At 44.2% G+C, this 4,907-nt stretch carries 6 protein-coding genes; all 6 read right to left on the reverse strand.

Annotation, left to right across the window (positions count from 1 at the left end):
• Window positions 1-27: 27 nt before the first annotated feature.
• Window positions 28-624 (reverse strand): hypothetical protein, encoded by a 597-nt coding sequence (locus GF309_12090; GenBank protein MBD3159523.1) that lies wholly within the window; start codon window positions 622-624, stop codon window positions 28-30.
• A gap of 98 nt (window positions 625-722) precedes the next feature.
• Window positions 723-1,430: a 2-phospho-L-lactate guanylyltransferase gene (gene cofC, locus GF309_12095; GenBank protein ID MBD3159524.1), complete on the reverse strand. Its 708-nt coding sequence runs from the start codon at window positions 1,428-1,430 to the stop codon at window positions 723-725.
• Between the two features lie 97 nt (window positions 1,431-1,527).
• Window positions 1,528-2,301, reverse strand: a complete 774-nt coding sequence (locus GF309_12100) for a hypothetical protein (protein ID MBD3159525.1) — start codon at window positions 2,299-2,301, stop codon at window positions 1,528-1,530.
• A 116-nt stretch (window positions 2,302-2,417) separates the two neighbouring features.
• Window positions 2,418-3,377, reverse strand: a complete 960-nt coding sequence (locus GF309_12105) for a 2-phospho-L-lactate transferase (GenBank protein ID MBD3159526.1) — start codon at window positions 3,375-3,377, stop codon at window positions 2,418-2,420.
• A gap of 36 nt (window positions 3,378-3,413) precedes the next feature.
• Window positions 3,414-4,028 (reverse strand): nitroreductase family protein, encoded by a 615-nt coding sequence (locus tag GF309_12110; protein ID MBD3159527.1) that lies wholly within the window; start codon window positions 4,026-4,028, stop codon window positions 3,414-3,416.
• An 86-nt stretch (window positions 4,029-4,114) separates the two neighbouring features.
• Window positions 4,115-4,636: a hypothetical protein gene (locus GF309_12115; GenBank protein ID MBD3159528.1), complete on the reverse strand. Its 522-nt coding sequence runs from the start codon at window positions 4,634-4,636 to the stop codon at window positions 4,115-4,117.
• Window positions 4,637-4,907 lie beyond the last annotated feature (271 nt).

Here is a 4,907-nt window from a genome sequence, read left to right on the forward strand (position 1 = left end):
AGAAAACACTTCCCCTTTCTATCGATGTCAGAAAAAGGATTCCTGAATATTCACTTTGCCATTCTTCCCCAAATCCTCCCACTTATCGAATGAATCTAGAATCCATGCGCCTTGGTTCTTCAGATCATCTGCAATCGTTCTCCCTGTTTTAGTCTGAATCAGGTCATACATCTGGTGCTGAAGGTTTCTTGCTTGTTCAACGACATCCAAGAATTCGAGATCTCGTGTGGCTGTTCGATATGAAACCTCTCTAATTAGTCCAAAAGCTCCCAGCGTTTGCAGTTTATCAGCGTCAAACACAACTTTTGCTTCAAGTGTTTGTGCTTTCTGGATTGTTTCAGGTTCGACGCACTCGACACAATGCAAAAGTTGATTGACTATTTCGCTGGAAATCCCAAGCGAATTCAAGTAAAACCTGACTGAATCTACGCCTTCCGGGTGATACTGATGGAGAAAGGCTCCGAACCTGCAGATTTCAGCATCAGCTCCTTCTTGTTCGGCAATTGCTTCAGCTAGATTCGCTGTTCTGTATGCATGTCTCCGCCCGTGAGTCCCATGAAGTGAGTCGTATTTCTTTAGAGCGAATTCGCGTATCTTGTGTTTCTGTTCTGCTGTAAGCGCCATTCAATCACCCGATCCTTCGCATTGTGGTATTTAGGATACAACAATTCATCGACTCTTTGTTCTTAGAATCTTCGTATCCAATCACTATCTTTTGTGAATTATTGTTTTCTCCGAAGTGTTTGAATTGCTCTTGACTGATGCAAGTATTGAGTCGTTGCATTGTCAGCTTGATAGGTTAGTAGAGCTTGCAAATCATCCGGAGTGTCGATATCGAGGGCCAGCGTAGGCGACTGATATTCCAGAAACGCAATGCCCTTGTTTTTAGCTACATCTTGGTGATTCCTGAAGCTGGATAGGCCAAATTGAACATCAATGGCATCAGGTGGTTTTCTAAGAAGAGCGCTCGTTCCACCATTGTCGGAAGATGCTGCAACAACAAGTGGAGAATCCACCTGCTCTGCCAGAGTGAGAATTCCATGTATATCTGATTTCGTAATAAGTGGCACATCGCCAGGAATGATAATGAGTGGCCTTTCACCGTGATGATTTCGTACGAAGCTGGTAGCAACACGTAGCGCGCTGTTGAGATTTGTATCAGCGGAATCAGCCAGGATATCTATTCCTGTAACGTCAAGTTTCAGACCAATATCTTCTTGTCGGGTTACAAGGAATATTCTAGTGACTAATTCTGAATCTCGAAGCGTGTTCAGTACGTCTTTTAGCATTGAGAGAACAAATTCTCTTCGTTCTTGTGAATCAAAAGCTGGTGCTAGCCTAGACTTGGCCTGACTGAGTATCTTCAATGGTACAACAGCCAGAGCTTTTTCAGCTTCAGCGGATCTCATGTCACCGCTTTGAGTTCTCATTGAGATTCATCAAGTCCCCCCGTTCATTCTTCTTCAACGTTTCGAAAAGGCAGATTCTAGCTTCACTGGGATTTGAAGCGTCTTGCCGACGCAATTGCTACTGGGTTTGGGTTTTTTCTTCTGACTTGACCATCCTAGATATTAACAAACCATAACTTGGAACTACGACAAGTGGGATATGCAAGGACAGAAGCCAAAGAGTGTAACCCGGCATTAGGAATATGGAGAGCATGTTCCAGATTCCAATGATTAGACCACCTAAGCTCGTTATGGTTAGTAGCTTTTCGTTCACATTTGGATATGCTAGAGTCAAAAGAGCAACGATTACAGGAGTGGTCGGACAAAAGGCGACACCATATGGTCCCATCACAAGAGTCAGCAAGCTGAAATTCGGTGCACCCGCCGTATCAACGGGAAACCAGTACGCAAGAACGGCAAAGGGAACAACCCAGTATCGCCAGAGAGGCAGCTTGCCAAGGCTATAATCATTCTGAGGTTTGTATGCTTCTAGTAACCAAAAGAAACCAACGATGGAAATCATCACAAGGTTGCCGGTGATTATTGTAAGCCCGTAATCCTCAGTATAGGCTATGTGCTGAGTTATGCCTGCAAACAATAGCATGATGCCAAAGAACAGGTCCGCAATTCTACCGAAGCGATTACCATAGAGAAGGAATGATACCACGAGAAGAATGGTGGCTACGTGAAAAACAGGACTCAACCAAAAGTAGGTAGTAGCAGTGGCCCCGAGTACTGCACCAATGACAACACTTGTTTGAGTTGGATCAAATGCCTTTTCAGAAATCGGAAGGAGAAAATTGGATAGAATCATTATTAGGTAAATCAAACGGTACTTCGTTTTTTCTTGCATGAACTCCAACTCACTTGGGTTTTCAAGCCCTGAGGTATTTGTATGCTTTCCAATCAAAGCTCAACTTCTCTCAGTGAGAGTTGTTTTCTAAAAACGGGCTCGGGGATTCTATCATCTCACGATATGTCTTGAGCAACAAAATCGATTATCTCCTTTGCTAGTCGACGTTTGTCTTCAAGTGTCTTCATGAGTGTATTGGCAGTGAGCACATGTAACCCTCGTTCTCTCACATGCTCAGTCCATGATTCATCTACGACGTCAAGGATAAAATGACTGAGGATCCCATCATAGTAATCGAGTACTCCTTCAATTGTCGCATCGTATCCTACCGCTTTCATGAACTTACGAGTTGGACCTTTTACTGCCCTCCCGCCAATGAGTGGTGTTACACCAACTACTGGAGTGTCTGTTTTCCTTAGGGCATCTTTGATAGCTTTCACGGAGAGTATAGGCCCTATAGAGGCTATGGGATTGCTTGGACATATAACAATAGCATCGGCATCCTCGATTTCATCCAGTACGCCTTCCGCGGGTTTGGCTGTTTGAGAACCTACGTATTCAATTTCACGCACTTCATCCTTGAATCCCTGTCTAACGAAGTATTCCTCAAAGTGCATCCATGAACCGTCCTCTACACGGACATGCGTTTGAACGTCATCGTTTGTCATTGGCAGTAGACGTAAGTCTTTCAATCCAACCCGATTTGCCAACTCTTCAGTGATTTTACTTAGTGTTTGGCCTTCGTGAAGCATTCTGGTTCGCAGGACATGAGTTGCGAGATCTTTGTCTCCGAGATTGAACCAATCGGGGCCATTGTAGTATTCACTGATGGCTGTGAGGAAATTGAATGAATCGTTTTGAATGCCCCACCCCTTTTCAGTATCAACCATGTTTGCTAAGGTGTACATCAGTATATCCAAATCAGGGGAGACAGAAAGCCCAAGAATATCAATATCATCGCCCGTGTTTGCGATGACCGTGAGTTCGTTTTTTTCAAGCACCTTGTACAGTCCCAGTGCAAGTTTGGCTCCACCGATACCACCGCTTAGAGCTACAACCTTCAAAATCGTCTCCACCGTGTGTGAAAGTAAACTGCCTTACTACTATATTAGTCAAACGAAACGGAGAATCTCATCAACAGATTTTCGCTTTGGGGGTTCTGGATTCTCATCAGGTTTGCCGATTATGATGAACGCTTGAGGTTCAAATTGAACGGGCAGATTAAGGGTTCTTTTGACCAATTCTCTGGAGAACAGTGGCGCACAGAGCCAGCACCCACCTAGGCCTTCCGCCTTGGCTGCTAGCAAGAAGTTCTCAATTGCAGCGGCTGTACTTTGAACAGCCATCATGTATTCTGCTGAATGCCGCTCTGGATCAGAATAAGAATCCATGTCCTCCATTGTAAGGCAAACTAACAATAAGCACGGTGCTTGTGTGATTTTCTTCTGTTTCTCCTGCACAACTTCAGATGCTTCTTCCTCCGAGAAACCATCATCTACGAGGTCTGTACGCCAAGCTTCAGCCATCCGGTCCAGCAATGATTCCTTTTTCCCTTTGTTCCGAATGCAAACGAAGCGCCATGGTTGCGCATTGTGAGCAGATGGAGCCATCCCTGCTGCATGAACTAGCTTCTCTATTTGTTCTTGAGAAACCTCTCCCGATAGCTTCCGTATGCTTCTTCGGCCTTCCAAGACTGAGTAGAATTCGCATGAAGGGTTGTTGTTCATGGATTACCAACTAGAGATTGTGGTATAAAGGCAATGAATAATCCTTCTGTAATAGTCGAATCTCTGTGCTTCTGTGTTCATAGATTCTATAGGTATCGAAGAAGCAGTTCCAATATTGCCACATAGAAGTTTCCGCTTAGTGGCCTAATGAATCGCAATGAGAGATTGAAATATGGCCTCAGGACCCAAGCGAGTTGAGTGCCAACGAATGCCAAAACACAGCTCCCGATGAGGACTCCTGGAATCCACCGCTTATTCTCTCCGTGGATATATCCAAATCCGCTTAGCAGATAGACAACAGCGGTTAATCCAGCCAAAGTGAAGATAAGCACATTTAGCATAACAGTGAAAGTGTAGCTCGCAAAGCCGCGTTCAGGTGTCGTTATCGTAAAGAACAGAGTGACCGGCATGAATGCAACAAGCATAGTAGACATAGCAGTAACACTAATCATAAACAAAACAACGACTTGCCGAAATGTCATATCTCCACCAAGAATTGCATTCAGCACGTAGAACGTTGGTAGTGAAACATAGAGGCTTATGAGAAGCAACATGGGGACTTTGAGAGCGTCATAGAGGATTTGGATTCCTCCAGCATAGATTCCCATCACTAAACCATAGATGGCAGAAAACAGAATAGTTCCAAGAAGAGAAGCGATGAAATACTCACCTAATCTCTTTTCCTCCTTCAGATCAGCATAAACAGCTTTTCTATCTGCAATGAAGCGGTTGAGTGTCTCTAGAGAGATAGAACTTTTACAAATTCATAAAGAATCCAAGTGAAGAAGTGTAAGAAATCCGTAAGATTTCCTCCAAGTGCTATTGTGACTGAGGGCGGTAGGAGTTTATTAGGCTCAGTAGGAGACCGGGGTTCAGTAG

This window comes from Candidatus Lokiarchaeota archaeon, assembly GCA_014730275.1.
Taxonomy (GTDB): domain Archaea; phylum Asgardarchaeota; class Thorarchaeia; order Thorarchaeales; family Thorarchaeaceae; genus WJIL01.